The 1,362-nt window shown below is 50.3% G+C and carries 2 protein-coding genes; both read right to left on the reverse strand.

The window, feature by feature from the left end; translation table 11 throughout:
* Window positions 1-84 precede the first annotated feature (84 nt).
* On the reverse strand, window positions 85-486 hold the full coding sequence (locus ACO6V1_RS23945) for a hypothetical protein (RefSeq protein WP_422469106.1): 402 nt from the start codon (window positions 484-486) through the stop codon (window positions 85-87).
* A gap of 11 nt (window positions 487-497) precedes the next feature.
* Entirely contained in the window at window positions 498-1,253 is a 756-nt protein-coding gene (gene istB / locus ACO6V1_RS23950) for an IS21-like element helper ATPase IstB (RefSeq protein ID WP_422444708.1), read from the reverse strand.
* Window positions 1,254-1,362: the final 109 nt, after the last annotated feature.

Genomic DNA, 1,362 nt, shown 5'->3' on the forward strand with positions numbered 1-1,362 from the left:
CCAGATAGAAGACACTATTGAGAAAATATAAGAAAGAGCAATCAGAAAATTCTGGCCACATTAAAGTAAATGAAAATGTGTTGATCAGGCAGTATAGAGATCACCGCTCACAGACATCCCATGAACCCAGCATTTTCCGGTGCTTTCTGCATAAGCCTTCAGTGAAGGCAGCCTGCCGACTGCGCAGTGGAAACGATTGTGCCAGCGCATAGTCTCCAGCCATTCATTTGGGTCAATACCCAAGCGCTCCAAGATGGGTGGTGCATTGCCAGTTATACGACCACGTTTGCCTTTGCGGATAATTCGGCCAGACCAGTCAACCAGTTCAAAGTAGCTACTGAGTGGGTATGGAATCGCCTGTCCGGGGTTTTGACCCTGAGCTTTTAACGGTTTCAACTGCGCCTTTTGTTTTTTTCTGTTTGCGCTGTCGTGTGTCTGCGCATTCCGGAGCATTCGGCCACCCCCCATCGGAGCGCAGCGACGCATCGGTTTGTAGCTTAGGACTTAGGTTCGGACTTCGCCAGTTTTGCCTGTTTCTTGCGCAGTGACTCACCCTTCAGAGGGACGCGGTGGGCGTTATGAATCAACCGGTCCAGAATCGCATCTGCCAGTGTCGGATCACCGATCAGTTCATGCCAGTGATCAACCGGCATCTGGCTGGTAATCAGCGTGCTCTTGAGGTTGTGCCGGTCTTCAAACAGCTCCAGCAAGTCTCGCCTCTGACTCTCGTTTAAGGGGGCAAGCCCCCAGTCATCCAGAAGGAGCAGATCGGTTTTGGCCAGCGTCGTCATGATCTTCAGGTAACGACCATCAGCACGGGCAAGGCTCAGGTCCTGAAGCAGTCTTGGCAGCCTCTGGTACTGGACTGTATAACCATCACGGCAGGCTTTCTGTGCCAGGGCACAGGCCAGCCAGGTTTTACCAACCCCGGTTGGTCCGGTGATAATGACGTTTTGATGATCCTTTATCCAGCCACTGCCCAGTAACTGTTGAAACTGCTCACGCTTGAGTCCGCGAGGGTGGCGGAAGTCAATGTCTTCCATGCAGGCATGCTGCCTTAGTCGTGCATTTTTTAAACGGGTTTTCAAGCGCCGGTTATCACGGATAGTCATTTCCCGATCAACCATCAGACCCAACCGTTCATCAAACGACATTTGTTCTATTTCTGGACTGTTTAATTGCTCATTAAGTGCTTCATACATGCCGGATAGTTTCAGCGTTTGCAGTTTTTCTAATGTTGGATTCAATAACATGGTTCTGGTTCCTTTCTCTATTATTCGTGCTGGATTAGTTGAAGTAGTCAGAGCCACGAAGATTCTCGTGATGATCCGGCAATGCAGGTTCCGGTTCCAGTTGCGGCAA

This window comes from Endozoicomonas sp. ALC013, from assembly GCF_049310205.1.
Classification (GTDB): Bacteria; Pseudomonadota; Gammaproteobacteria; order Pseudomonadales; family Endozoicomonadaceae; genus Endozoicomonas.

Excerpts from the sequence above, each read along its gene's own strand:
- ACO6V1_RS23945 (WP_422469106.1), bottom strand. The coding sequence starts at position 486 with ATGCGTCGCTGCGCTCCGATGGGGGGTGGCCGAATGCTCCGGAATGCG.
- istB (WP_422444708.1), bottom strand. The coding sequence starts at position 1,253 with ATGTTATTGAATCCAACATTAGAAAAACTGCAAACGCTGAAACTATCC.